This window comes from Pseudomonas sp. ASL3 (genome assembly GCF_056680425.1).
In genome coordinates, this window is the sequence record NZ_CM155281.1 from 4742583 (window position 1) to 4768030 (window position 25448).

Annotated in this window: 21 protein-coding genes and 2 pseudogenes; 6 read left to right on the forward strand and 17 right to left on the reverse strand. The window is 56.1% G+C overall.

What is annotated here, in order from left to right:
- The first annotated feature begins 202 nt into the window (after positions 1 to 202).
- Both AC1MEE_RS21995 and AC1MEE_RS22000 read left to right on the forward strand, forming a co-directional pair.
- Positions 203 to 883, forward strand: coding sequence for a Fe2+-dependent dioxygenase (locus tag AC1MEE_RS21995; RefSeq protein ID WP_480411652.1), 681 nt, complete (start codon positions 203 to 205; stop codon positions 881 to 883).
- Between the two features lie 3 nt (positions 884 to 886).
- Complete coding sequence (locus tag AC1MEE_RS22000) at positions 887 to 1636, forward strand: tetratricopeptide repeat protein (RefSeq protein WP_480411653.1); 750 nt, start codon at positions 887 to 889, stop codon at positions 1634 to 1636.
- A gap of 109 nt (positions 1637 to 1745) precedes the next feature.
- Here AC1MEE_RS22000 and AC1MEE_RS22005 read toward each other — a convergent pair whose 3' ends face one another.
- On the reverse strand, positions 1746 to 2909 hold the full coding sequence (locus AC1MEE_RS22005; protein ID WP_480411654.1) for a type III PLP-dependent enzyme: 1164 nt from the start codon (positions 2907 to 2909) through the stop codon (positions 1746 to 1748).
- A gap of 521 nt (positions 2910 to 3430) precedes the next feature.
- On the opposite strand from AC1MEE_RS22005, the gene AC1MEE_RS22010 reads away from it, so the two are divergent.
- Both AC1MEE_RS22010 and AC1MEE_RS22015 read left to right on the forward strand, forming a co-directional pair.
- Complete coding sequence (locus AC1MEE_RS22010; protein ID WP_480411655.1) at positions 3431 to 4324, forward strand: LysR family transcriptional regulator; 894 nt, start codon at positions 3431 to 3433, stop codon at positions 4322 to 4324.
- Positions 4321 to 5490: a YbfB/YjiJ family MFS transporter gene (locus tag AC1MEE_RS22015; RefSeq protein WP_480411656.1), complete on the forward strand. Its 1170-nt coding sequence runs from the start codon at positions 4321 to 4323 to the stop codon at positions 5488 to 5490. The genes AC1MEE_RS22010 and AC1MEE_RS22015 overlap by 4 nt, the downstream gene beginning before the upstream one ends.
- Before the next feature lie 119 nt (positions 5491 to 5609).
- On the opposite strand, the pseudogene AC1MEE_RS22020 reads toward AC1MEE_RS22015, so the two are convergent.
- The 12 genes and pseudogenes from AC1MEE_RS22020 to AC1MEE_RS22075 form a co-directional block, all read right to left on the reverse strand.
- Positions 5610 to 5867 (reverse strand): annotated as a pseudogene (locus AC1MEE_RS22020) (CBS domain-containing protein); the annotation flags it as partial.
- A gap of 44 nt (positions 5868 to 5911) precedes the next feature.
- Entirely contained in the window at positions 5912 to 6307 is a 396-nt protein-coding gene (locus tag AC1MEE_RS22025) for a tautomerase family protein (protein ID WP_480411657.1), read from the reverse strand.
- 31 nt (positions 6308 to 6338) lie between these two features.
- A complete protein-coding gene (locus AC1MEE_RS22030; protein WP_480411658.1) occupies positions 6339 to 6968 on the reverse strand; it encodes an FMN-binding negative transcriptional regulator in 630 nt (209 codons plus the stop codon).
- Positions 6969 to 6985: 17 nt separating this feature from the next.
- Positions 6986 to 8293: a SidA/IucD/PvdA family monooxygenase gene (locus AC1MEE_RS22035; protein WP_480411659.1), complete on the reverse strand. Its 1308-nt coding sequence runs from the start codon at positions 8291 to 8293 to the stop codon at positions 6986 to 6988.
- Positions 8294 to 8302: 9 nt separating this feature from the next.
- The gene (locus tag AC1MEE_RS22040) at positions 8303 to 9673 is read right to left on the reverse strand and encodes a diaminobutyrate--2-oxoglutarate transaminase family protein (protein WP_480411660.1); all 1371 of its coding nucleotides are present in this window, start codon (positions 9671 to 9673) and stop codon (positions 8303 to 8305) included.
- A 15-nt stretch (positions 9674 to 9688) separates the two neighbouring features.
- The gene (locus tag AC1MEE_RS22045) at positions 9689 to 10738 is read right to left on the reverse strand and encodes an aromatic ring-hydroxylating dioxygenase subunit alpha (protein WP_480411661.1); all 1050 of its coding nucleotides are present in this window, start codon (positions 10736 to 10738) and stop codon (positions 9689 to 9691) included.
- Positions 10739 to 10828: 90 nt separating this feature from the next.
- On the reverse strand, positions 10829 to 12355 hold the full coding sequence (locus tag AC1MEE_RS22050) for a 4-hydroxyphenylacetate 3-hydroxylase family protein (RefSeq protein ID WP_480411662.1): 1527 nt from the start codon (positions 12353 to 12355) through the stop codon (positions 10829 to 10831).
- 34 nt (positions 12356 to 12389) lie between these two features.
- Positions 12390 to 13142 (reverse strand): sulfite exporter TauE/SafE family protein, encoded by a 753-nt coding sequence (locus AC1MEE_RS22055; RefSeq protein WP_480411663.1) that lies wholly within the window; start codon positions 13140 to 13142, stop codon positions 12390 to 12392.
- Positions 13143 to 13825: 683 nt separating this feature from the next.
- On the reverse strand, positions 13826 to 14998 hold the full coding sequence (locus AC1MEE_RS22060) for an osmoprotectant ABC transporter ATP-binding protein OsmV (protein ID WP_480416298.1): 1173 nt from the start codon (positions 14996 to 14998) through the stop codon (positions 13826 to 13828).
- 14 nt (positions 14999 to 15012) lie between these two features.
- A complete protein-coding gene (locus AC1MEE_RS22065; protein WP_480411664.1) occupies positions 15013 to 15666 on the reverse strand; it encodes an ABC transporter permease in 654 nt (217 codons plus the stop codon).
- Positions 15663 to 16595 carry a glycine betaine ABC transporter substrate-binding protein gene (locus AC1MEE_RS22070; protein WP_480411665.1) on the reverse strand — a complete coding sequence of 311 codons (933 nt, stop codon included), beginning with the start codon at positions 16593 to 16595 and terminating at the stop codon, positions 15663 to 15665. Before AC1MEE_RS22070 ends, AC1MEE_RS22065 begins: the two co-directional genes overlap by 4 nt.
- Positions 16596 to 16610: 15 nt before the next feature.
- Positions 16611 to 17323 (reverse strand): annotated as a pseudogene (locus tag AC1MEE_RS22075) (ABC transporter permease).
- Positions 17324 to 17655: 332 nt separating this feature from the next.
- Between AC1MEE_RS22075 and AC1MEE_RS22080 the strand changes: the two are divergent.
- Positions 17656 to 19239, forward strand: coding sequence for a peptide chain release factor 3 (locus AC1MEE_RS22080; RefSeq protein ID WP_480411666.1), 1584 nt, complete (start codon positions 17656 to 17658; stop codon positions 19237 to 19239).
- 591 nt (positions 19240 to 19830) lie between these two features.
- Complete coding sequence (locus AC1MEE_RS22085; RefSeq protein WP_480411667.1) at positions 19831 to 21165, forward strand: IS110 family RNA-guided transposase; 1335 nt, start codon at positions 19831 to 19833, stop codon at positions 21163 to 21165.
- 80 nt (positions 21166 to 21245) lie between these two features.
- Here AC1MEE_RS22085 and AC1MEE_RS22090 read toward each other — a convergent pair whose 3' ends face one another.
- From AC1MEE_RS22090 to mdaB, 4 genes are all read right to left on the reverse strand, one after another.
- Complete coding sequence (locus AC1MEE_RS22090) at positions 21246 to 22139, reverse strand: NAD-dependent epimerase/dehydratase family protein (RefSeq protein ID WP_480411668.1); 894 nt, start codon at positions 22137 to 22139, stop codon at positions 21246 to 21248.
- A gap of 125 nt (positions 22140 to 22264) precedes the next feature.
- On the reverse strand, positions 22265 to 23404 hold the full coding sequence (locus AC1MEE_RS22095) for an alpha/beta hydrolase (protein ID WP_480411669.1): 1140 nt from the start codon (positions 23402 to 23404) through the stop codon (positions 22265 to 22267).
- A 112-nt stretch (positions 23405 to 23516) separates the two neighbouring features.
- Positions 23517 to 24413, reverse strand: a complete 897-nt coding sequence (locus AC1MEE_RS22100; protein WP_480411670.1) for a LysR substrate-binding domain-containing protein — start codon at positions 24411 to 24413, stop codon at positions 23517 to 23519.
- Between the two features lie 187 nt (positions 24414 to 24600).
- Positions 24601 to 25185: an NADPH:quinone oxidoreductase MdaB gene (gene mdaB / locus AC1MEE_RS22105; protein WP_480411671.1), complete on the reverse strand. Its 585-nt coding sequence runs from the start codon at positions 25183 to 25185 to the stop codon at positions 24601 to 24603.
- Positions 25186 to 25448 lie beyond the last annotated feature (263 nt).

Here is a 25448-nt window from a genome sequence, read left to right on the forward strand (position 1 = left end):
CCAGAAGTTAAGGCCGCGAAATATAGGGTAAATAGGTATCTGTATCAATTGCGATACATTTCTATTTGATACGGATTTTCATTCTTTACACTTGTCATTCCGTCATTTTCATCTTCCTTCGTCTCCCGTCTGCGCAGAACGTTTTACAGCGACAATAAGAATCACTATCATCTCGACCCTCCTGGTTTTTTGGTGCTGCGCCATGCTTTTGCACATTCCCGGCTTGTTCTCCCGCGAAGAAGTTCTGCGCATCCGTGAGGCTCTGGAGCAGACGGACTGGGCAGACGGCAAGATCACCGCCGGCTATCAATCGGCCAAGGCCAAGCACAATCTGCAGTTGCCTGAAGGTCATCCACTGGCGCTCGAGATTGGCACCGCGCTGCTGGAACGTTTGTGGGCCAACCCGCTGTTCATGTCAGCCGCCCTGCCGAACAAGGTGTTTCCACCGCTGCTCAACTGCTACACCGCGGGTGGCAGCTTCGATTTTCATATCGATAACGCCGTGCGTCAGGCCAAGGGCAACCCAGAACGGGTGCGCACCGACTTGTCGTCCACCCTGTTTTTCAGCGACCCGGATGACTACGACGGCGGCGAGCTGGAGATTCAGAACACCTTCGGCACGCGCCAGATCAAACTGCCTGCCGGTGATCTGCTGCTTTATCCGAGTACCAGCCTGCACAAGGTCAATGCGGTGACGCGCGGCGCGCGCTACGCCTCGTTTTTCTGGACGCAAAGCCTGGTCCGGGAGGACAGCCAGCGCGCCCTGCTGTTCGAGATGGACAATGCGATCCAGCAACTGACCCGAGACGTGCCCTATCATCCATCACTGATCCAATTGACCGGCACCTATCACAACCTGTTGCGGCGCTGGGTCGAGGTCTGAGCCATGACCTTCATCCTGCAACGCGAAGAGATTCTCGACGGCGACCGGCTCAGCGCTCTGCTCGCACAAGACCCGACACGCGCGGCCCAGGCGATCCTCAGCGCGGCAAGTGCCAACCTCGTTGACGCCCAAGCGTTGCTGGGGCAGATCCTGCTCGACGGCAACGGCATCGAGCGCGACCCGGAGCTGGCGGTGACCTGGTTCCAGATCGCCGCCAGAAACGGCCACGTCATGGCGCAGAACATGCTCGGTCGTTGCCATGAACATGGCTGGGGTTGCATCGCCGACTCATCGAAAGCGACCGCGTACTACCAAGCGGCTGCTGACGCCGGACTGGATTGGGGTTTGTATAACCTGGCCAACCTGCTCGCGACCGGGCGCGGCATTACCCAAGATCAAAACCGGGCGATGACGTGTTATCGCGAGGCGGCCGAGATGGGCCATGCCAAATCGATGAATTTGCTGGGGCGGTATCTGGAAGAAGGCCAGTTTTGCGAGGTGGACCTGCCTACCGCTTACGACTGGTATCGGCGCTCGGCCGAGAGTGGCGACTTTCGTGGTCAATTCAGCTATGCGGCGGTGTTGGCCGATCAGGGGCGGATCAAAGAAGCACGAGGCTGGCTGAAGACCGCACTCGACGGAGGGAATCTGAATTTCCTGCGGGTCAGTGGGCAGGCGTTGTTGGAGGCCAAACACCCGGACATTTGTGCCTTGGCTTCAGCGTATCAGCAACGAGCAGCGGAATTGAGCTGACGCCAATCCTGTAGGAGCGCGCTTGCCCGCGATGGCGTCAGGCCTGACACACCGCGTCAAGCTGATCGCGGGCAAGCGCGCTCCTACAAAAAAAGCGGGCAAACAGCCTTTACACGTAATAAGACTTCAACGGCGGGAAGCCATTGAACTCAACGGCGCTGTAGCTGGTGGTGTAGGCGCCGGTCGACAGCCAGTACAGGCGGTCACCGATGGCCAGGTTCAGTGGCAAGCCGTACTTGTAGTTCTCGTACATGATGTCGGCGCTGTCGCAAGTAGGACCAGCGATGACCACTTCTTCCATCTCGCCTTTCTTCTCGGTCCAGATCGGAAACTTGATGGCTTCGTCCATGGTTTCGATCAGGCCGGAGAATTTGCCCACATCCGTGTACACCCATCGCTCGACGGCGGTACGCGATTTACGCGCTACCAACACCACTTCGCTGACCAGGATGCCAGCGTTGGCAATCAACGAACGGCCCGGTTCCAGAATGATTTCCGGCAAGTCATCGCCGAAGTCTTCCTTGAGGAAGCGGATGATTTCTTCAGCGTAGGTTTCCAGGCTGTTGGTACGGGTGATGTAGTTGGCCGGGAAGCCACCACCCATGTTGATCAGCTTGAGGGTAATGCCGTCTTCTTCTTTCAGACGCTCGAAGATCACTTTGACCTTGGCGATGGCGGCATCCCAGACGCTGATGTCGCGCTGCTGCGAACCGACGTGGAACGACAGGCCGTAAGGCACCAGGCCCAGTTCACGGGCGAGGATCAGCAGGTCCATGGCCATGTCGGTCTGGCAGCCGAATTTACGCGACAACGGCCAGTCAGCGGTGGTCGAGCCTTCAGTCAGGATACGCACGTAGACTTTCGAACCCGGCGCGGCCTTGGCGATGTTGCGCAGGTCGGCTTCGGAGTCGGTGGCAAACAGACGCACGCCCTTCTCGTAGAAGTAGCGAATGTCTTTGGATTTCTTGATGGTGTTGCCGTAGCTGATGCGGTCCGGGCCAACGCCCTGGTTCATCACCTTGTCCAGCTCGTAGATCGAGGCGATGTCGAAGTTCGAGCCCTTTTCCTTGAGCAGATCGATGATTTCCACCGCCGGGTTGGCTTTGACGGCGTAATAGACCTTGGCGAAATCGAAGCCTGCACGCAGGTCATCGTAAGCCTTGCTGATCATCGCGGTGTCGATGACCACGAACGGGGTTTCTTGCTTGTCGGCGAACGCCTTCATTTTGTTGAAGGTATCGCGCGCGAAATAGTCTTCGACCTGGATCGGCATGCTGGGAACTCCTACTGGCAAACTGAAATTATCAATGGGTGCAAATGAACGCCCTCCGTATCCCCACTTTGGTTCGCCTACTTCCCAAGGCTGTTCCGCCGAAAGCAAAAAAGGTCAGCCGAGGCCCTGTCAGCGGGCTTTGGAGTGACCTTGCTGTCTCGTCGTCAGTACTTGAGCCGGATGGATCGTTTCCAGCGTGGACGTTCGGCGCGAACTTTAGGACCTGAGGGGCTTGAGATCAACAAAAAATGTCGCGTTTTTGCACACGCCCGTCGCCAGACGAGGACTACAGGCTTATGTAACGGACCTTACATGACAGGTTGATGTTCCCTGGCCGGGGAAAATTTGGACGACCGTTACCTTCTTCGCAGCGGGACGCGTAGTTGCAAGCCTGCTCCCACAAAGGCCTATGCGGACCTATGGGGGTCATCGCCAATCTCTGGGGTGGAAGTAAAGAGCGCTGGAAAACAATCTCAAAAAAGGAATATAGTTATCTATATATTCTTTAATTGAGAATTCAGATGGACCACATAACCCTGGATATCTTCCGCACCGTGGCTGCGGAACTGAGCATCACTCGTGCGGCCAAGCGCCTGGGCCGAGTGCAGTCGAACGTCACCACCCGTATCCAGCAGTTGGAGGAAGAGTTGGGCGTGGCGCTGTTCCGGCGCGATGGCAACCGTCTGAGCCTGAGCGCCGAGGGCGAGCGCTTTTTGGATTACGCCAATCGTTTGCTGGCCTTGGCCGAGGAAGCCCGCCAGGTGCTACACCCGCAGGCGCCGGTGGGCGTCCTGAGGGTGGGCACGATGGAAAGCACGGCCGCCAGCCGACTGCCCGAACCCTTGGCGCGCTACCACCGTCAGTGGCCGCAGGTACAACTCAAGATATCCACCGCGCCTTCGCGGCCAATGCTGGAGCAGGTACTCAGTGGTCTGCTGGATTGCGCGCTGGTGGCGCTTCCCCCATGCGGCAATATGGCATCAGCGTCCGATCTGGAAGCAATGGGGCTGCACGGCGAACCAGTATTCCGCGAGGAGCTCGTGCTGCTTCTCCCCCCCGGTCACCCACCTGTTCAAAGGCCTGCGGACGTGATCGTGCGTTCGCTTGCCGCTTTCGCGCAGGGCTGTAGCTACCGGGCATTGGTGGAGGACTGGCTAGGCGCCGAGGCCTCGTCTTTCGCCGCCCAAGAAGTGGGGTCCTATCACACCATGCTCGCCTGCGTGGCTTCTGGCACATGCGTGTGTTTGCTACCGCGCAGCGTTCTGGAATTACTGCGCGAGCTGCCGGATATCCAAGTCCATTCGGTGGCTGAGGTTGATACATGGCTGGTCTGGCGCCACGGCTACGACACAGCCGCCTTCACCGCACTGCGCGAGGTATTGGCGCGGCCGACAATAGAGGGGACATTGGCATGAGCAATGACCGCCCCCTTTCGCCAAGCGCCAGCCATGGAGCGTCGGCGCTGGTTGCCGCGCTGGTGATGGCGGTGGGTATGGGTTTCGGGCGCTTCGCCTTCACGGGAATCTACCCGGTGATGGTGAGCGATGGTCTACTGACAGTGCATGACGGCACCTTGGCCGCTTCGGCCAACTATGCGGGCTACCTGTTGGGGGCGCTACTGGCGACCCGCATTCACTCCAAAGATTCGCATCGGCTGTGCTTATGGGCGTTGGTGGCCACGGTGGTTTGTGTGGCCGTGCTGGCGCTGCTACACACTCCCTGGCTAATCATCGTGGTTCGGGGCCTGACCGGAGCGGTCAGTGCGCTGGCGATGGTCGCCGCATCGCTATGGCTGCTGCAACATCGGGGACATACGCGCGGGGCACCCTTGCTCTACGCGGGCGTGGGCCTGGGTATTGTAATGTCATCCGAATTGCTGACCGCAGGCCAGGCCTTCGGACTGCACAGCCAAGGACTCTGGCTCGTGCTCGCTGGCGGGGCGTTGGTACTGAGCGCGATCGCTATCCCGGGGCTGGATGCTCGTCCGGTAAATGAAGACCTCCAGCCAGCCGCTCCGTCGGAAAGCCCTACGCTTGCGCCGCTCGGGGCTGGCCGCCTTATTACGCTCTATGGCCTTGCAGGCTTTGGCTACATTATTACCGCGACCTACCTGCCTTTGTTCGTCAAAGGGGCGCTCGGCCCTGTCAATCCCATTCAGGTCTGGGCGCTGTTCGGCCTGGGCGCCGTGCCATCCTGCTTCGTTTGGCACGCCGTACACATGCGCCTGGGCACCCACCGCGCGCTATTCCTGAATCTGACCCTGCAGGCTGTCGGGGTAATCCTGCCGGTGATCAGTCCAAACGCCATGGGCTACCTCGGTAGCGCACTGATCGTCGGCGGAACCTTCATGGGCACGGCCACCATTGCCATGCTCGCGGCGCGGCGCGTCGCCCATACCGTGCGCTCCAATATCCTGGCAGCCATGACCGCCTCTTTCGGCGTCGGCCAAATCATCGGCCCGTTAGTCGCCAGCGCACTGTATACCGGTAGCCAATCGTTCTCGGCTTCATTGCAGGTAGCAAGCGCAGCACTGGCACTGGCGGCCATTCTTTGCGTGCGTTTACGAGGTAAATGGCTGTAGGAGCTGACTTGTCTGCGATCGGCTGCGAAGTAGTCGTAAACGGGCTGGACACGATATCGCAGGACGGTCCTTCGGCCCTTATCGCAGACAAGTCAGCTCCTACAGGGGTACCGTCACCTTCAGGCTTCCGCTACCAGATCAGCCGGCGAAATAATGCTCGTCTTGCCACCCCGCGAACGCCCCGAGCTCAGGTACTCGGCAATCGATTCCTGAGTGACTTCCCCGAGGAATACCCGTTCGGCATCCATCACCGGCAGCCATGACCGATTGAACTCGTACATGCGCGACAGCAGGATGCGCAGGTGTTCGTCGAACGCGGCGGTGGCGTTGAACTCGCACAGGTATTGCACGCAGGTGCCTTGCTGGCTTTTCCAATCAGCTGTCGCCAATGTGTTTAGAGGCTAATCCATAAGGCAGTAGATCAAACCAATATGGGGTAACCAAAATCGATATCGCAGGCAGGGATCCCTCCCCGCATCCCCCAGTTCTCGGCCCTATGTTCGCTTAATAAAATCAAGATCGAACCGGGAAGGATGCCTAGCAACGATGAAAGGCGTTCGGTGATTAGGCAATAAAGCTGTTTTTTGGTGTGGAGTTCTCGCCCTTCGAATAAAGTGATCTGGATATGGATATGGAGGTAGTGTTTCATATTTTTCGGCGGACGAAAGTCCTCCGAAGTAAAAGCCCGGTAACGAGCTTGGAGTTCCTCATCGCTGACACCCAGTACGGATTTCAAACAATCAAAAGTAGTTTCGATAATGGCCTGTTTTTCGTCATCTGTCCGGCCGGTGACTTCTTCAATACAAACTATGGGCATGGTGGCGACCTCGCTTTTTTTGAATATTCAGTCAAACACGCTCTGTATCAGGGGATAGGAAAATTTTCAGGCGCTGAAATAGTTTCTGACGACCAAGATCATGCTGCTCGGCAAACCAACTCATCGCTGCCTCATGATCATTCTTGGATTTGTCCTGAGACATTTTAAAGCGTCCCTCCACATATGAAGGGTATATTCGCAGGCCGAGAATATGATCGAGATTTTTTAATACTCGCGGATCAGTACCCTCTACTCGATAACTGGATCCACGTTCGGAAAAACGCTCGGCACTCTGACGAAGAATGTCGAGCTTGCTTGCAGTATCGCAAATGACCTCTACCTTGGCGTGCATGTGTACGGCCAAGTAATTCCAAGTTGGTAGTTGAGAATTGCAGTAAGCTTCAGGAGGGATGTAGCTGTCTGGCCCCATGAAAACAAGTTCGGCATCAAAGCTCTCAAGATTGCTGAATTGCTTATTGCGCTTGTCCACATGCCCTAACAATGTACCGTCTGGATTACGCAGCAAGGGCACATGACTACTAATGAAGCGCCGGTCCATATAGCGGGTAATCAGCGCCAAGGCAAAAGCATCAATGAAATCATTCAGCAAATCTGGATCAGTGCAGGTGTATTCAGAATAATGAAAGGGACAATGTGTCACTTTAAATACCTTTAAATTTAGGGGGTACGCAATTGCTGACTCAACGAATGGACAATTGCCTGTGAGCGCAATGCCAATAGACTGAAGGAACCAGCGTCACCCATCCCGTGCGTGGACTCGCACAAGCCGTTGAGATAAAGCGGCGAGCCGCCATCCATGTCTGCTTCAAATCTGGCACGATAATCTTTATCGATGGCTAAGCCTGTGCCTACGCCTGCAAGATATTGCACTACCGGTGCCAACAGACGCGGCCAGGGTTCTTGACGCTCAGCCGTGCCCAGGTCGAAAAATCCTGTCGCTAACACTATCAGGTCGAAAGAGTTACGTTGAATCTCACCGGTAAGAAAGTTACTGCTCTCCAAGTGCATGCAGTCATTACTGGGTTCGCATCGCTGCGATTCGTGGCAGGTCAACAGCTCAATTCGCTGACGGCCAAGTAGTTTATCTTCATAGCGTCTGACGTAGAGCTGGTTCAACACATCAATGTCAGCCGACGAATAGTTGGTATGCATCAACTCACGGCGCAGTCGCGCCTTCTGTTCTGGCGAAGCATTATAAAAAGTATCGACGAACTGTGGAAAATAAACCTCATCGGAAAAGGGGCTGGTATCTTTTTGGCGATAGCCGAAATTACGGGTAATGCCGACCAGTCTTTGCACCTCGGGTTGGGAACTGGCGTGCAAGAGAATCTCTACCGCACTCTGGCTGCCGCCAATGACAGCCAAACGCAAAGTACGACTGTCAGCCTTGGCCTTTTCCAAGGCTGGCAGATAATGATTCATGTGGACGACTCGCGGGTCGTCCACATGGTCGAAGGGTGACGGGATGAATGGCGTACGACCCGGTGCAAGAACAATACATCTGGCCTGAAGCTGTTCTCCTTTCTCGGTAGTTACGCGATAGTGGCTGATCTGGTGGGTACCGACATCCAAGACTGCCTCAACGCTCCGGGCCTCGCAGCTGTAGTCGACTTGAGCGCTGAAGAAATTTGCGGCCCAACTCACATAATGGGCGTACTCCAGGCGAAGCGGGTAATGCAGTGGTAAGTTCAAATGTTCATACAACCGCTGATTCTCGAACAGGAAATTGGTGAACGAATAGCGACTGCGCGGGTTACGTGGAGTAACCAGATCCCGCAGTGGATGGTTCTGGATGTCTGAACCCGACAACAACATACCGGGTTGCCAGCAAGGGCCCTGCTGGCGCTCGATAAAATGTGCTGACAGATGCGGAGCCACCTCTTGCAGAGCAATGGCCAGAGCAATATTCGCAGGCCCGAAACCGATACCCAGAACATCATAAAGCGGTGTCAATGAGGTGTTCATGCGTGGTCCTTAGGCTGGGGTGTTCGGCCGAGTGGGGGATGTAGTTGGGCAGACATTGGCGAAAGCGCGTTCCAGTCGCTCGGTAATAGCCAGCACTTCTGCTGGCGTAATAATCAGGGGCGGCAGTAACCGCAATACGGCACCGTGACGACCACCGGTTTCGATAATCAACCCTTCATCCAGGCAGGCCTTCTTTATCCGCCGGGCTAATACCCCGTCGGCTGGCGGGTGTCCCAAGGCATCCGGAGCGCACAGCGGATCGATCAGCTCCATGCCGAGCATCAACCCTCTGCCGCGTACCTCGCCGATACAGTGGTACTGACTCTGCAATTGCAGCAGCGAATTGCGCAGCAAATCACCGACCTCCCTGACATGCTCTAGCAAGTTTTCGTTGCGCATGTAGTGCAAGGTGGCGGCACCGCTGATCAGCGCGATCTGATTGCCACGGAAGGTGCCCGCGTGAGCGCCGGGCTCCCATTTATCGTATTCACTGCGGTACACCAGTAACGACAAGGGATAGCCGCCGCCTATGGCCTTAGATAGCAGCAAGGCGTCCGGTACGATGCCAGCTTGTTCGTAGGCGAACATGTCGCCACTGCGTCCTATGCCGGTTTGAATCTCGTCGATAACCATCGGCACGTCATGGCGCGCAGTGATCTCCCGAACTTGGCGTAACCATTCGGCGCTAGCGGGTATGCATCCACCTTCCCCTTGTATCGCCTCGACCAGCAGCATGGCTGGTTTACCGACACCGCTTTCCGGATCGTTGAGCAGGTTTTCCAGACAGGCCAAGCTCAAACGCTCGGTGTCGCAGGCATTTACCTGGACGCCGAAGGGACTTCGGAACGTATAGGGGTAAGGAAGAAAGTGGATCTCGGCAGGCACGCCGCTAATTGCCTGCTTGGGCATAAGGTTCCCCATCATCCCTAGCGTCGCATGGGTCATGCCGTGATAGGCGCCTTGAAACACGATTACCGATCTGCGCCCAGTTACAGTCTTGAACAATTTGAGGGCCGCCTCAACAGCATCTGCCCCGCTTGGGCCGCAAAACTGTACCTTAGCCTGGTTGGAAAAGTTCTGCGGTAAAGCCTGGAACAGCTCATCCATGAAGTTAATTCTGGCGGGGGTCGCCAAGTCTAGAGCTTGTTGCAACTGGCCCGACTGCAGAAACTCGATGACACGCTGTTGAATAAAAGGGTGGTTGTGGCCTAGCGGCAACGCTCCTGCGCAGGCCAAGCAGTCGATATAACGTCGTCCCTCACTATCTTCAACTTCCGCTAGATACCCCAGACTCAAAATTTTTTTGATGTTACGCGAATAGGTGCGAGCATTAGATTCACGCTTGCTCAGCAGGCTCAAGATGTCATGAGAAGTGTTCATTAGTTCGCTCCTGCATCATACGTTGATGGTTTCGATCAGCGCGGGCTGATTACTACGTTCAGTGACACCGCGTTCGCCCAGGACTCGTAACCACCGTCGATACTTCACCCCCATTCGATCACTGCTGACATGCATTTCGGCCTTGAGATCCAGCGGTAGGCGCGCAGGTCGTTGAGATTCGACGATATGGCGATCCTGTTCGAATACAAGATTTTGCCGTGCCAGGATCTGCTCCCGACTCAGGTCAAACCCGAAGTTGATCGCCACAATCAGCCAAATCGTGCATTGCGCCTCATCCACAGGTGTTGCGTTGAAGAATGTGCAGAAGCGTTCGACCTCCCCGGTTCTTTTCTTAAAGTATGCGGTGCTAGGGTTCAGTACCGAATAGTTGTACTGGGCCATGACCGGGATGCCACGATGATCGCCGTAAGGCTGAAAAACGCTGATCTGTGACGAGTGCAACCCCGTTATATCTTCCCTTACTGTGTATTTTTTCAGTGGCTCAGGGGCATCGGGTAGACCGTTGAGATTTGCATGCACGAAAGGAAAGTGTGCAGCGTCTATGAAATTTTCAAGCGCGCGAAGAGCATTGGCCTTGTAGTGATAAGGGCCAGCATAAACCTTGCGATAGGCCGCGTCTGCCCATTCAGGGAAGTGCGGCAGAGGGCGCAGGGGCTTTTCTAGGCTGACCCAAATAAACCCGTATTTCTCCTCGGCGAAGTGCCTGAAGATCAGGCGTTCTGATGACGGCGTAACGCGATCCGGGTGAGCGGGCACCAAAGTACAATAACCTTGGGCGTCATAGCGCCAGCCGTGGTACGGGCATTCGATTTCACCGTTCTTCACACAGCCCAATGACAAGCGTGCACCACGGTGACCGCAGTAGTCCTTCCACGCCTGAATTCTGTTCTGCGAATCCCGCCATAACACTAGCTCCTCACCAAGCAGGCGAATAGCTTTAGGTTGTAGCAAATCAACCTCTTCAGATCTAGCCACTACATGCCATTGATTGACAAGCGCCCGGTAGTCTATTTCGTCTCGACTCCATTCACCGCTATACAACATCGGCTTCTCCTTTCTTCAGACAATGAAAGCCGGACAGTGAAATGAGCTCACTGCCTTCTACTGGCTTTTACTCATAGGTCGCTCGTGGAATTAAAAGGTTTCACGCTGGTGCGGCTCGAAGCGCCAGCCTTGTCTAGACCAACCGCTCAAGTCGTAATCGTTCAGGCACTGGTCGACCAAATCGGTACACTGACCCAGTACACCGGCGGCTTCACAGTGCTTGAGCATATCCAGTCGTACCTGCTCGTTATTGCCTGCGTAGTTATGTTCATACAGCTCATGGCGTCCGGCGAACTCACTTCCCAGTGCATCCCATAACAGCTTGATCAACTTCATGCGCTCAAGGGCACTCTGATCGGTACCTTGGTAGTAGCTGTCGATCAGGTCCCGGATTTGCGGATTTTCCATATCTAACCAACTGGCTACTTGCATAATCGGCGAACCGCCAAGGATGGTATTAAATACCGGTTTGAGTTGACTCATCATTTGCGTTCCGAAATAGCGCACCGTAGCAGCGGCCTCCAGGCGCGGCACCACGGAACCATCACCGCGACTTACCGGGGCGTGACAAAGATTTTCTGTTAATGACCACATCAAATTGCGCAAAGCGATGACGTCGGCTAGCCTCGTCCGGCCCCCTCGAAACTGACCAGAACCATTGGACGCTAGGACTTTGGCCAACAAACCGCAGAGAAAATCCATCTTCACGGCCAGCCGAGTGCCGGATTGCAGGGGATAGCGGTTGAGGAATCCGGAGGCTGAATAGAAATTGCGCGCGCGCTCGATGTCGCGGTAGATCAGCAGGTTTTCCCATGGTACGAACACACCGTCAAAAATCAGCACGGAGTCGTTCTCATCGAAACGGCTGGACAATGGATGATCGAACGGGCTTAGCGCAGAAGCTTCGAACGAGCGTCGACACATGATTTTTAGGTTAGGTGCGTTCATCGGCAGAATGAAACACAAGGCAAAATCTTCTTCGTGGCCATGCTGATGATGCGTTGCGCTGTTCTGTGCGACAAAGGTGGCATTGGAGAGCGCTGCGCTAGTCGCCACCATTTTCACACCTCTAACGATGATGCCGCCGTCAGTTTCTTTTTCTACATGCAGATAAATGTCGCGCATGTCGGCGATGTGACGAGCCTTGCCGACCGGAGGATTAACTAGCACATGGTTGAGAAACATAACCTTGCGTGCAGTCTTTCGATACCAAGCCATAGCGTTGTCATGGAAAGGCGCATACAGGCTGGGGTCGGAATGCAAAGTGGCGGTGAAGCCTGCTTTGTAGTCCGGCGTACGCCCCATGAAACCATACGACAGGCGCGACCAGTGGGCGATGGCGTCGCGGGCCTTAAGCAGATCGTCGGCAGAGCGTGCCGGCATAAAAAAACGATGGGTGCGATAGCCATCGGGATCGATAGTGGTCATGACTTCTTTTGTCGCTGGGTCATGCAAGGCATCGTACAAACGAGATATTGAGAACGCGCTATTTCGCAGTGCCGGATGCTCACTGACGGATTTAACCTTCCGGCCATAAATATACACTTCACGACCATCATCCAGATTCTCAATATAGTCTTTGGAAGTCATCATTTCATTACGACCAATATCATCCACAGCCGACCACCTTTATTATTTTATTTTTATTGTTTTAGTAAAAATATCTAGCAATCAACATGATGCCCGATACCAATATAATCAAATTTATTATTTTTAAAAACTGTTCACGATCCATTTTCAAGGTGATATGCCGCCCAATAGTAATCCCCAATAGCATGGCCGGAGCTAGCATTAAGGCAAGGAACAACAAATCTGTGTTTAGATAAATGCCGGCCAGAGCGAACAATATTACTCGGGTTAGTGTGCTCAAGCCGATCAAGGTCGTTAGCGTGACACGTAGGGCCTCCTTATCCTTAAGGCGCCCACTCAGATAAATGGCATACAGGAAGCCGCCACTACCGAACAAAGCGCCAAACACCCCTCCGACCAAGCCAAATGGCAGTACCGCTGAAGGTGTGAAAGTACGTTTGGATTTGATTCCACTCAGAGAGTAAAGCGCATAGAAAACAACGAATAATCCCAGCACCAGCAGCAGTTGCTTAGGTTTGGTTTGGAGCAATATCGCTGCGCCAACTAGACAGCCGATGACCATCAGCGGCACTAAACGCTTGAGCTCACTCCAATTGGCTTTACGGCCATCGCGGCTGACATTGACCAAGGCCGCAAACATGTCCATTAAAGCAAGCAGCGGGACAATTTGAACAATAGGTAAATACAGCGCCATTATTGGGCTAGCCACCAGCGCGGTGCCGAAACCGGCCATACCGAAAATGATATACGCCAATAGCAGAGTGCAAAAAACAATAGCGTAGCTTAAAAAGCTTAACCCCATGAAGTCAGGCATCGTCAGGCATCCATTTGAATAGAGACTCAAAGCATGTAAAGGCAAGAAATAAACACCTCTATTTTTGCCAAAAAATAACGACAGCATGTATATTACAGAAATGCTCGCGCCAATCTCTCCAACGAGACACCGCCAGATGCCACCTTTCACCATCCGCGATGCCGAGTTTTACTTATTATTAACAGCATTCATTAAAGCGCTCATATACAAGCACTCAAAACCGCGACCTCACTACAAACCAAACATCAAAAAATAGTCAACCACCTGACGATGGACGATTAACTTCCTAGAGCATTTAGATACCCAGCCTCACTCAGCATCAAATAACTCCGGGGTTACGAACATCAAAAAATCTACTCATCTCTTGCATTCATTAATATCAGCCAACATTTTATCGGTCAAGGAATAGACCGTAGGATGCCTTCTCAAAACACTGTAGGAAACATCCTCTTCCGGCGCCTATGCGCATAAAATGTCAAAACTTAAACATACATAATCCCTTGATTTAAATATTAATTATTGACACCACTCCCAACAACAAAACAGGTTTTCCACCTTATAAATCTAAAATCTCTGATAGTGATTTTTTCAGGAAAACCGCGCCTCCTCATTCGCGAATAAATTCGCCCCCACAGAAACCGGCGAAGCATCTGTGCGAATTTATTCGCGATGAAAGCGTCAGATCACACCGCGCCAGCCTGTTCAGCCAACTCCGCAGGCGAAATAATACTGGTCTTCCCACCCCGCGAACGCCCCGAGCTCAGGTACTCGGCAATCGATTCCTGCGTCACTTCCCCGAGGAATACCCGCTCGGCATCCATCACCGGCAGCCATGACCGATTGAACTCGTACATGCGCGACAGCAGGATGCGCAGGTGTTCGTCGAACGCGGCGGTGGCGTTGAATTCAAGCAGGTATTGCCCACACATGCCCTGCTGGCGATGCAGGTCGCGGCGGCGGACGTAGCCCAGCGCTTTGTTCTCGGCATCGGTTACCACTACATAGCGGCGGTCAAGTTCATCCATCAGTTCCAGCGCTTCGGCCACTGGGGTTTCCGGGCTGACCGACGGAGCGTTGTCCGCTGCATCCTCGGCTTTCACCAGCAGCAAACGCTTGAGGGTACTGTCCTGGCCGACGAAGTTGCTGACGAAGTCATCCGCCGGGTGCGCAAGCAAGGTGTCCGGGTGATCGAACTGGATCAGCTTGCCGCCGCGGAAGATGGCGATCTTGTCGCCCAGTTTGATCGCCTCGTCGATGTCGTGGCTGACCATGATCACGGTCTTGTTCAGGGCCCGTTGCATCTCGAAAAACTCGTTCTGGATCGACTCGCGGTTGATCGGGTCGACCGCGCCGAACGGCTCATCCATCAACAGTAGTGGCGCGTCGGCGGCCAGTGCGCGAATCACGCCGATTCGCTGCTGCTGGCCACCGGACAGTTCACGCGGGTAGCGAGTCAGATATTGCTTGGGCTCCAGCTTGATCATGCTCATCAATTCCCGAGCACGGTCGTGGCATTTCTGTTTGTCCCAGCCCAACAGGCGCGGAACGATGGTGATGTTTTCTTCGATGGTCATGTTCGGGAACAGACCGATCTGCTGAATCACGTAGCCGATGTTGCGACGCAGGGTCACTTCATCCAGGCCGGTGGTGTCTTCGCCGTTGATCAATACTTTGCCGGAGGACGGTGTGATCAAACGGTTGATCATTTTCAGCGTGGTGCTCTTGCCGCACCCCGAAGGCCCGAGGAAGACACAGATCTCACCCTCGTTGACGGTCAGGTTCACCGAATCCACCGCGCGGACTTCTTTGCCGTTGCTCTGCTTGAAAACCTTGGTCAGGTTCTGCAGTTCGATCATTTGCTTTGGATTGATCATTTCAATAGCCCTTTTGGAGTCAGCGTGCGTTGCAGCCATTGCAGAAGCAGGTCGGCGAAGATGGCCAGGAGACTGACCAGCACGGCGCCGACGATCAGCATCGACATATCGCTGCGGCTGATTGAAGCGAGAATAAGGACACCCAGACCACCGGCACCGATGGTCGCGGCGATGGTCATGACGCCGATGTTCATCACCACGGCGGTACGCACCCCGGCGAGGATCACCGGCACGGCGATGGGCAGTTCAACCATGCGCAGGCGCTGGCCGAAGGTCATGCCGATGCCTTTGGCGGCTTCGCGGATACCCGGCTCGACGCCAGTCAGCGCCAGATAGGTGTTACGCATGATCGGCAGCAGCGAGTACAGAAACACTGCAGTGATCGCCGGCATCGGCCCCAGGCCCTGACCGAACTTCGAATAGAACGGCAGCAACAACCCGAACAGGGCAATCGACGGCACGGTCAACAGCACGGTGGCACTGGCTTGCAGCGGACCGGCCAGCGCCGAGAAGCGCGTCATCAATACGCCCAGCGGCACGCCGACCAGAATCGCCAGGGTTACGGCGATCCCGACCAGCGTGATGTGTTGCCAGGTCAGGTGCAGGACCAGCGGCCAGTCCAGGTGGGAGAAGGTACTCAGGATGTTCATGTCTTCTCCTTGGTTTGCGGTGCAGCGCTCAGCGGGTGATCGCGCAGAAAATCGGCCGCCACCACGGATGGGCTGTCGTGATCGACATCGACCCGCGCGTTAAGCGCACGCATGGTGCTGTCATCCAGCAGTTCGGCCAGCGGTTTGAGCTGCGCGGCGAGGTCCGGATGGGCGTCGAGGTAGTCCTTGCGAATCACCGGCGCGGCGGTGTAGTCCGGGAAGTAATGCGTGTCGTCTTCGAGCAGCTTGAGATGGAACGCGTTCAAGCGCCCGTCCGTGGTGTAGACCAACCCGGCGAAGACCTGCCCGTTGCGCAGTGCGGTGTAGACCAGCCCGGCATCCATCTGGCGGATGCTTTCGCGGTTCAGGTTCATGTCGTATTGCTTGACCATACCCACCAGCCCGTCGGAACGGTTGGCGAACTCGGTGTCCAGCGCGACGATGTGCTTTTCCTTCGCCTCATCCTTCAGGACCTTGGTCAGATCACTGATGCTGTTGATCTGCGGATAGGCATCAGCGACGTTCTTCGGCAGTGCCAGCGCGAAGGTGTTGCTGAACCTCGACGGCGCCAGCCAGACCAGCCCCTTCTTCACGTCCAGCACTTTGACCCGCGCATAGGTCTGCGCACTGTCGAGCTTTCCATCAACATGGTTGTAAGCCACCAACGACACACCGGTGTATTCCCAGAGCAGATCCAGCTGCCCGCTTTCCTGGGCGCTGCGTGCCAGATTGCTGCCCAGACCGCCGGTGACGCGAACGTCGTAGCCTTTGGTTTTGAGGTACTGCGCAGTAATTTCCGCGAGGATCGTCTGCTCGGTAAACACCCGGGCGCCGATGCGGATGACCGGATTTTCAGGGGTGGGCTCAGCGGCTTGGACAAAACCCGAGAACAGCAAGGCAAAGCCTATAAATAAGCATAATTTTTTCATTGGAATTCCTTTCGCTCAGCGGGTCAGACCGCGTTCCAGCCAGATGCGACTGGCCAGTGTCACCAGGCCGTCGAGCAGCAATGCCAGCAAGGCAGTACAGGCCGCGCCGAGCAGCAGTTGCGGCTGATTGTTCAGGGCGATGCCGGGGAAAATCAGGCTGCCCAGACTGTTGGCACCGATCAAGAACGCCAGCGGTGCAGTGCCGACGTTGATCGCCAGCGCCACACGCACGCCGCCGATAATGATCGGCACCGCATTGGGTAACTCGACGCGCAGCAAGACCTGGGTCGGTGTCATACCGATGCCTTTGGCGGCTTCCTTGAGTGAACCCTGGACGTTTTTCAGGCCTTCGTAAGTGTTGCGCACGATGGGCAACAGCGGGCGAGGAACAGAGCGAAGATGGCCGGTCCGCTGCCAATCCCGAGAATCCCCAGGGCAATGGCCAGTACGGCGAGAGGTGGAACGGTGTTACCAATATTGAAGATCTGCATGAAGCGTTCGGCGCGGCCAACCATGTTTGGTCGACTTAGAACAATGCCGGCCGGGATACCAACCACCAGGGCCGCCAACATTGAAACTACAACCAGAATCAAATGCGCTTGCAGATAGAACAACAGATCGTCTTGGTACTGTGAGAGGGTATTGATGCCGATCCAATGGACCAGCAGGGCCAGAAGTGCAATGACAACCGCACCTCCCAATAGCCCCTTGCCATAGCGATTAGCCACAGGCGGACTCCTTATTTCAGTCGGCGAACGCGTTGCGTGACTGGCCATTGCTGGCAGCCTTTATTAACGTTCGCGAAGAGCAGCGGGTGGTCGCCGGTAAGGAATTAACCTCGGCGAAAACACAAGCCATAAGCGCAGCTTCGTCAAGCTAACTTGCTGATTTATCAGCCCCTGATACTAGCTGTTACAGGGGAGTGGACGTCTCCACGGTCTGAAAGGTTCCCACGTAAGACACTATTTGGCCACCCTTGATCGACTGAACGGTTCGGTTATTGCATCCACTTGAGCTATAATCTGCGCCCTTTTTTTGATCACCTGCCAGGCGATTTCCCATGACCAACCAGGCCGCCGAAGTCGCGAAACGCCGCACTTTCGCCATCATTTCCCACCCGGATGCGGGCAAGACCACCATCACTGAAAAACTATTGTTGATGGGCAAGGCCATTTCCATCGCCGGCACGGTGAAATCACGTAAATCCGACCGCCATGCGACGTCCGACTGGATGGAGATGGAGAAACAGCGCGGGATTTCCATCACCACCTCGGTCATGCAGTTCCCGTATCGCGACCACATGATCAACCTGCTCGACACCCCGGGCCACGAAGACTTCTCCGAAGACACTTACCGCACCCTGACGGCAGTGGACTCGGCATTGATGGTCCTCGACGGCGGTAAAGGCGTCGAGCCACGGACCATCGCGTTGATGGATGTCTGCCGCCTGCGCGACACGCCCATTGTCAGCTTTATCAACAAACTCGACCGTGACATCCGCGACCCGATTGAATTGCTCGACGAAATCGAAGCGGTCCTCAAGATCAAGGCTGCGCCGATCACCTGGCCCATCGGTTGCTACCGCGACTTCAAGGGCGTGTACCACCTGGCCGACGACTACATCATTGTCTACACCGCCGGTCACGGCCATGAACGTACCGACGTCAAGATCATCGAAAAGCTCGACTCGGACGAAGCCCGCGCCCACCTGGGTGACGAGTACAACCGTTTCGTCGATCAGCTTGAGCTGGTGCAAGGCGCCTGCCACGAATTCAATCAGCAGGAGTTCCTCGACGGCCAGTTAACCCCAGTGTTCTTTGGTACTGCGTTGGGCAACTTCGGTGTCGATCACGTACTCGACGCCGTGGTCAACTGGGCGCCGAAGCCATTGGCGCGAGTCGCCAATGAGCGCACAGTCGAGCCGGTCGAAGAAAAATTCACCGGTTTCGTGTTCAAGATCCAGGCGAACATGGACCCCAAGCACCGCGACCGTATCGCCTTCATGCGTATCTGTTCGGGCCGCTATGACAAGGGCATGAAAATGCGCCATGTGCGTTTGGGCAAAGAAGTGCGGATCGGCGACGCGCTGACGTTCTTCTCTTCCGAGCGTGAGCAACTGGAAGAGGCCTTCGCCGGCGACATCATCGGCCTGCACAACCACGGCACGATCCAGATTGGCGACACCTTCACCGAAGGCGAGAACCTGGGCTTCACCGGTATCCCGCACTTCGCCCCGGAACTGTTCCGTCGCGTACGCCTGAAAGATCCGCTCAAGTCCAAACAACTGCGTCAGGGCTTGCAGCAACTGGCTGAAGAAGGCGCCACCCAGGTGTTCTTCCCGACGCGCAGCAACGACATCATCCTCGGCGCCGTCGGCGTGCTGCAGTTCGATGTGGTCGCCAGCCGCTTGAAAGAGGAATACAAGGTCGAATGCGCCTACGAGCCGATCACCGTGTGGTCAGCCCGCTGGATTGACTGCAGCGATAAGAAGAAGCTCGAAGAGTTCCAGATCAAAGCCGTGGAAAACCTTGCAGTCGATGGCGGCGGTCACCTGACCTACCTGGCACCGACCCGGGTCAACCTGGCCTTGATGGAAGAACGCTGGCCCGACGTGAAATTCCGCGCGACTCGCGAGCATCATTAAGACCGCTGTTCGCAGCGGGACGCGTAGTTGCAAGCCTGCTCCCACAGGGGATTTGTGGCAGACACATGATCTGTGACTGATGCAAATCTCTGTGGGAGGTCTCGCCGCGTCTTCGACGCCGCGCTGTCGCGCAGCAAACTCGGTCGCGATTCTGCCCGGAGGGCGTAGGAGCTGACTTGTCTGCGAAAAGGGCCGAAGGACCTTCCGACGATGGTGGATTCACCATTTTTGCCAGCGCTTCGCACTGGATCGCAGACAAGTCAGCTCCTACAGGGGGTCAGCGTTAGGCTGAAAATTGCATAAAAATTATGCTTTATTTTCAATGATTTATGCGTTGTTTGATGGGAGGCCTCGCCGCGTCTTCGACGCCGCGCTGTCGCGCAGCAAACAGGGGCACGTCGTAGAATCGAAGTGCGCGCGGGGACCAAGACCGTAGCCATCACTGGTGTGTACGCACCCGCATGGGAGAGTGGTCCGCACGGTATCGGCGTGGAGTCGTTGTCGGCACAGCAAGCTGTGACCACGTATGAGAGAGTGAATCCATTCGCCACCGTGCTCCCCGCGCGCCCCTCAATCCTGCGAGGAATTGTCATGGCGCGCAAGAACCAGCAGAAACGTTTTGAAGTGGTTCACCCTCATTGTGCGGGTATCGATATTGGCAGTCGCGAGCATTGGGTGGGGGTCAACCCCGACCAGAGCGACACCCCTGTCCGCTCGTTTAAAACGTTCACCGACGAGTTGCTCGCATTAGCCGATTGGCTCGAAGCGTTGAAGATCAATGTCGTGGCCATGGAGGCAACCGGGGTCTACTGGATACCGCTGTTTGAAATCCTCGATGCACGGGGCTTCGAGGTGTATTTGGTGAACTCCCGCGCCACCCGCCAGACCTCCGGGCGCAAATCCGATGTGCTGGACTGCCAGTGGATTTGGCAGCTCATGACCCACGGCTTGCTCAGAGGCGCCTTTCGGCCCGCCGACGACATTTGCTCGATGCGCTCTCTGGTTCGCCAGCGCGCAATGAAAGTTCGCGATCAGGCCAAGAGCGTCAATCGCATGCAGAAAGCCTTGACCCAGATGAACATCCAGCTAGCCACTGTCATCAGTGACATCACCGGCCTGACGGGCAAGAAAATCCTCAACGCGATCATCGGCGGCGAGCGTGATCCGTACGTATTGGCCGGTTTTCGAAACGGTCACATCAAGGCCGATCATGAAACCATTGCCCGCAGCCTGCGCGGTAACTGGCGAACCGAGCATCTGCATGCCCTGGCTCAGGAAATGGCGACGCATGATTTTCTGGAACAGCAAATTGCCGAATGCGATCAGGCCATCGCTCACGCCATTGATCGACTGCCGGTATTGAACGATGAACCTATGCCGCCGGCCAAGACACTGCGCAGCCCGCACCGCTCGTCAGCCGAGCAAGCCCGTTTGCACCGTGCGCTGGGAAAAATAATGGGCGTTGATTTGACCGCTATTCCCACCATCGGCGTCGAAACCGCTTTGGCACTGGCGAGCGAAATCGGGCCTGATTTATCGCGATTTCCCACGCAACAACACTTCTGTTCCTGGCTCGGCCTGGCACCTGCGACCCGGATATCCGGCGGCAGGCAGCTGCCTGGTAGTCCGCCAAAGGTCTCGAATCGAACCGCGCAGGCCTTGAAGCAGGCCGCGTCCAACGCGCGCAACGACAAGAGCTTCATCGGCGCCAGCCATCGAGCCCGGTTGGCGCGCATGGATACCGCGTGCGCCATCAAAGCCACCGCGCATCAACTGGCCCGCCTGATCTACGTCATGTTGACCAAAGGCCAACCCTACGTGGAGCGAGGTATGGAAGCCTATGAAGCCGAGAGTCGACACCGTCAACTGCGTGCCCTGGAACGCAAGGCACACAAGCTTGGGATGCAGTTAGTTATGGCCAAATAAAAGGCATAAAAAACAATGCGTTATTTTTTGTTTGATGAGAGCAGGCTTGCGAATGCCCTGATACGGTCTAACTGACCCCATCAGATCATTTCATTGACGATCCAATCAATCACCGAAGTGCGCTTCGGCACCCAGCCCAGTAGTTCACGGGCATTCTTGCCGCGCACCCGGCTGTTGGAACCCAAGCCATAGTTGGCCATTTCATAACCCCACTCGGCTTCGGCATCCTTGAGCGGCCAGTCCTGCGCCTGGCCCAGACCCAATGCCTGGGCAATAGCGTTGCTCATGTCGACAAACGCCGCTTCGCTGCTTTCCACGAAATAGAAAGTACCGGCCGGATTTTTCTCCAGCGCCAACGCATACAGCTCAACCACGTCTTCGATGTGCACGTTGGACCAGATGTTCTGGCCCGGCCCTACATGGCGAACAATGCCGCTTTTTTGTGCCTGTTTCAGCAACCGTGGCAGTTGCACGCTGTCGCGTTTCACACCCAGGCTGTGACCGTAGATCAGCGTGTTGCAGATCACCGCTGAGCGCACGCCCAGTTTCGCTGCGTCCAGCACCAGGTTGTCGATGGCCACACGAGCGGCCTTGTCGACCGTCGGTTCAGGCAGTTGATCTTCGTAATAAATCACATCGCTGGATTTACCACCGGACGCATCACCGACGATGCTCGAGCCGCTGGTATGCAATAAGGGCTTGTTCGAGCCTTTGAGGCCGGCGATCAACGCCTCGACTGCACCACGATGGTCGCTGCTGGCGGCATTGATCACGCCATCGGCCTTGCGCGCTTGCTCGGTCAACAGCGCGCTGTCGTCCAGAGTGCCGACGACGGGCGTGATACCCAGTGTGATCATTTCTTCAGCCTGCCCGGCGCTGCGCACCAGACCGGTGACGTGATGGCCTTTTTTGACAAGACCGGTAGCGATGGAGCCACCGATAAAACCTGCGGCACCTGTGATGAAGATATTCATGGGTAACTCCTGAATGGGTGTGAAAACTGTAGACCCAGTATTGAGGAGTTATTACCCATGAAAAAGGCGGCGTTGCCCAAATGACTGTTGCGCCGAGATCACGAATGATCGCCGTTCAACAGCCGTTATTGCAGCCGACCCGCTTGACCTAACCAGCCCGGGGCACCTTTTTGCAGCCATTCGCTGGCGGCAGGACTGTGCTTGACGTAGCTATCAAGGAAGGCCTGGCTGATGGCCTGGATGGCAGCGACCTGTTTCGGGTCTGTCGGGGGTTCGGCGGCTGTCGGACCATGGGTGCCTTCGGAATGGGAGCCTTTTCCTTTCGCATGCGCTTTGCCACCTGGGGTGTGTTCATCGCCTGGTGGCTTGCTTTCAGCCTTGAACGCTTTGGGGCGATCGACCAGGTCAGAGCCGGACAAGGTCTTGTGGGTGGCCCTGGTCAGCTCCAGTTGATAACTGCCCGCAACCGTCACCGACTCACCCAGTATCTGTCGCTGGTGGTAGGAACTGACCCAATTGAAGGGGTCCTCATCATCCGGGCCGGTCATGGACAGTACCGGGGAAGAAATCTGTGCGAACACTTCCGGCCTGGCCCCGGGCTCCACGTAAGGACTGAGCAAAAGCACGGCCTTGGGCTGCACGGCGACGCCCGAGGTCGTACCGGGTTCCAATGCCCCGGCCACCGCCGCTGCGGTCTGCGCCCCCAGATCGAACCCGGCCACGACGACCTGATCCCAGTCGATGGAGGCCAGTTGCGCGTCCCCTTTCGCCGCACGCGCCCGCACTTCGGTCAGGACCTTCTGCAAGGTGGCCAGCCTGTCGTGCAGGGCATTGCTGGAGTAACGGTCACTCGCCAGCTCGCGGAAGACGCCTGCCTGGGCCTGGCTAGTGGAATAGATCGAGGGGCCGTAGGCCTGTCCTTGAATAGACAGCACCGCGTACCCGGCTTTCGCCCAGGCGATGCGCCACTCCTCTCCAGCAGTGGCCGATTCGCCAAGACCCGGCAGGTAAATGATCAGCGGCAAACGTTCATGGGTGGCCGGTGCCAGCCAGGAGACATCGACCGATTGCTTGCCCAACTGCCACGTCGCGTCCCAGTCGGAAATAGCGCTGTGGGACGGTTGATAGGCGGTGGCCAGATCCAGATTGATCTGTTCGGCAAATTTGATACGCGGGTCCGGCGGGTCGCCAGCACAGCCCGAAATCAGTCCGATGGTGCCGAGTAACACAGCGGCAGCAAGCCAGTTTCCAGGTTGGAAGTTCATACGCCTCACAGGTTCATCCCTATCAGTTGGCTCGGGCTATAACGGGCAAGCCTAACCGGGCTGGGGTCCAGCATGGAGCAGCGTTCGGTAAAGAATGGGTAAAGGCTCATCCTCACGCCGCATACCTCGCGAGTTTCTTTTGGATGAAATCAAGGAAGCATTGAATGCGCAGCGCCAGCTGCGAGTTTCGGTAATACACCGCGTGGATGGGCTGCCGATAACCGCTGTTGGCTTCAGCCAGGATCACGTGCAGGCGCTTGAGGCGGATGTCTTCGTGGGTCATGAAGTGAGACAGGCAGACGATGCCCTCCCCGGCCAGCGCCAACTGACGCAAGGTTTCGCCACTGGAGGCGGACACTGCCGGCTGGATCTGCAGCCGATCGCCCTCGGCATGACGCAACGGCCAATGGTTCAGGCTTTCGGTCTGGGTGAAACCGAGCAAGGCGTGGCCGGCCAGCGCCTCCACCGTGGTCGGCGTGCCGTGCTGTTTGAGGTAAGCGGGGCTGGCGAGAATGTTCAGCGGGCTGCTGCCCAACGAGCGCGCATGCAGCGTGGAATCGGCCAGGGTGCCAATGCGAATCGCCACATCGGTGCTTTGTTCGAGTAAATCGATAATCAGGTCGTTGCTGTTCAGCTCCAACTGAATGTCCGGGTACTGCGCGCGGAACTCAGCGATATAAGGCACCACCGCGTGCAACATGAACGGTGACGCCGCATTGATCCGCAATCGCCCGGCGGGAGCCTGTTGGCGCAGGGACAAGCGCTCTTCGAGGTCGTCCATTTGCGCCAGAATCTGCTTGGCTTTTTCGAGGAAGAACTTGCCCTCTTCGGTCAGATCCATGCGTCGCGTGGTGCGGTTGATCAGCGTGGTTTCCAGCTTCGCCTCAAGCCGCGACAAGGTCCGGCTGATGGCCGACGGGGTTTGCCCCACTTGCTCGGCAGCCGCTGAAATCGAACCGCTTTCGATCACCAAAACGAATACCTGCAACTCATCTGATCTGGCTTTCACTTTTGTCCTCCGCTCAAAACAGACTGGATATTAGCCACATTTTGAGCAAAGGACAGTCACCTTTTGAAGGCCGTTCCGGCCTTATCGCAGCCTTCGGCAGCTCCTACACGATCGCGCTTCAATGCATACCTTGTAGGAGCTGCCGAAGGCTGCGATCGGGCGCAAAGCGGCCGTGCTTTTCTGCAGTTCAGACGCTGAACATGTTCGCCAAATGCGCCTCATAACGCGCCACATCAGCTTTGATGGCCGGGACTTTCATCACGTCGACGCTGAGGAAGGTCGGCAAGCCGGTCAGACCAAGGAATTCATTGGCCTTGTGGAACGGGAAGTACACCGCGTCCACACCTTTGCCTTCGAAGAAATCCGTCGGGTCATCAAACGCCTGTTGCGGAGCATTCCAAGTGGCGGAAATCATGTACTGCTTGCCCTGCAACAGACCACCGCTGCCGTATTTCTGTGACGCATCGGAACGGGTGCGGCCGTCGTTCGCATACAGGCTGCCGTAGCCTTCGGTGAACACTTCATCGATGTATTTCTTCACGGTCCACGGCGCGCCCATCCACCAACCCGGCATCTGGTAAATGATCACGTCGGCCCAGACAAACTTGGCCACTTCTTCCGCTACATCGTAGCCGGCACCGATCTGCGTCTCTTTGACGTCGAACCCGGTACGGTCCAGGAAGGCCAGCGCGGTGTCATGCAAGGTGGCGTTGTACAGGCCTTCGGAGTGCGCGAATTTTTTGCCGCCGTTCAGCAACAGAATTTTTTTCATCACAGGTCTCATCAGCATTCAATGGCAAGCCGCTGTGCAGACTGGCTTGATTGAGAAGGTTAGAAATTCAGTGGCCGCAGAATATCGATGAGCGAACGGATGAATAAGCCGCAGGCGGGCAAAATACATTTGATCCAAACGCACGAATAGCGCCCGGATTGTTGCCGTAGAATTTTCAAGCTTTCATTTGAGATGCGCTTCTGGATACCCCAGTGTCGAGCACAGACAACTGACCTTCGCGCAACAGCCCTATGGTGTCCGCG

What these genes read in the sequence shown, in the direction of transcription:
- AC1MEE_RS22045 (WP_480411661.1), bottom strand. Translation starts at nt 10,738, where the DNA reads ATGTTGTATAGCGGTGAATGGAGTCGAGACGAAATAGACTACCGGGCG.
- AC1MEE_RS22010 (WP_480411655.1), top strand. Translation starts at nt 3,431, where the DNA reads ATGGACCACATAACCCTGGATATCTTCCGCACCGTGGCTGCGGAACTG.
- AC1MEE_RS22015 (WP_480411656.1), top strand. Translation starts at nt 4,321, where the DNA reads ATGAGCAATGACCGCCCCCTTTCGCCAAGCGCCAGCCATGGAGCGTCG.
- AC1MEE_RS22070 (WP_480411665.1), bottom strand. Translation starts at nt 16,595, where the DNA reads ATGAAAAAATTATGCTTATTTATAGGCTTTGCCTTGCTGTTCTCGGGT.
- mdaB (WP_480411671.1), bottom strand. Translation starts at nt 25,185, where the DNA reads ATGAAAAAAATTCTGTTGCTGAACGGCGGCAAAAAATTCGCGCACTCC.
- AC1MEE_RS22040 (WP_480411660.1), bottom strand. Translation starts at nt 9,673, where the DNA reads ATGAACACTTCTCATGACATCTTGAGCCTGCTGAGCAAGCGTGAATCT.
- AC1MEE_RS22000 (WP_480411653.1), top strand. Translation starts at nt 887, where the DNA reads ATGACCTTCATCCTGCAACGCGAAGAGATTCTCGACGGCGACCGGCTC.
- AC1MEE_RS22095 (WP_480411669.1), bottom strand. Translation starts at nt 23,404, where the DNA reads ATGAACTTCCAACCTGGAAACTGGCTTGCTGCCGCTGTGTTACTCGGC.
- AC1MEE_RS22005 (WP_480411654.1), bottom strand. Translation starts at nt 2,909, where the DNA reads ATGCCGATCCAGGTCGAAGACTATTTCGCGCGCGATACCTTCAACAAA.
- AC1MEE_RS21995 (WP_480411652.1), top strand. Translation starts at nt 203, where the DNA reads ATGCTTTTGCACATTCCCGGCTTGTTCTCCCGCGAAGAAGTTCTGCGC.
- AC1MEE_RS22090 (WP_480411668.1), bottom strand. Translation starts at nt 22,139, where the DNA reads ATGAATATCTTCATCACAGGTGCCGCAGGTTTTATCGGTGGCTCCATC.
- AC1MEE_RS22025 (WP_480411657.1), bottom strand. Translation starts at nt 6,307, where the DNA reads ATGCCCATAGTTTGTATTGAAGAAGTCACCGGCCGGACAGATGACGAA.
- AC1MEE_RS22080 (WP_480411666.1), top strand. Translation starts at nt 17,656, where the DNA reads ATGACCAACCAGGCCGCCGAAGTCGCGAAACGCCGCACTTTCGCCATC.
- AC1MEE_RS22060 (WP_480416298.1), bottom strand. Translation starts at nt 14,998, where the DNA reads ATGATCGAACTGCAGAACCTGACCAAGGTTTTCAAGCAGAGCAACGGC.
- AC1MEE_RS22035 (WP_480411659.1), bottom strand. Translation starts at nt 8,293, where the DNA reads ATGAACACCTCATTGACACCGCTTTATGATGTTCTGGGTATCGGTTTC.
- AC1MEE_RS22085 (WP_480411667.1), top strand. Translation starts at nt 19,831, where the DNA reads ATGGCGCGCAAGAACCAGCAGAAACGTTTTGAAGTGGTTCACCCTCAT.
- AC1MEE_RS22055 (WP_480411663.1), bottom strand. Translation starts at nt 13,142, where the DNA reads ATGCCTGACTTCATGGGGTTAAGCTTTTTAAGCTACGCTATTGTTTTT.
- AC1MEE_RS22065 (WP_480411664.1), bottom strand. Translation starts at nt 15,666, where the DNA reads ATGAACATCCTGAGTACCTTCTCCCACCTGGACTGGCCGCTGGTCCTG.